The organism is Streptomyces sp. ADMS, from assembly GCF_033441795.1.
In the GTDB taxonomy this organism is placed as follows: domain Bacteria; phylum Actinomycetota; class Actinomycetes; order Streptomycetales; family Streptomycetaceae; genus Streptomyces.
The window spans coordinates 1-270 of record NZ_JAVFVX010000572.1 but is presented as its reverse complement, the minus strand read 5'-3'; the positions used below and the strand labels follow the sequence as shown (position 1 = coordinate 270).

The following is a 270-nucleotide window of genomic DNA, read 5'->3' as shown; positions in this document are numbered from 1 at the left end:
CCCTTCTTGATCACCTGCGTGTCGTCCAGCACCAGCGTCGCGCCCGGATCCCCCAACTCCCGTGCCACATAAGCCTGCACCTCGGCCAACAGTCCGTCCGCGCTCCAGGACGCCTCACCCAGGAACTTCTGGATCCGGTGCGGGGTGGCATGCCCGGCCCTCCCTGCCATCGTCCAGCCGTTCTTCCGGCCCAGGTCCGACAGCAGCCCCTCGACGAGATCGGCGAACACCTCCCGCGGCTCCGGCCGGGCGAACAGATGCCCCAACCCG

Annotated in this window: 1 protein-coding gene; it reads right to left on the bottom strand. The window is 69.3% G+C overall.

Translation table 11 applies throughout. From position 1 onward, the window contains the following. A partial coding sequence (locus tag RB628_RS42040; protein ID WP_318325844.1) for a transposase occupies positions 1–270 on the bottom strand: 270 nt, incomplete at both ends.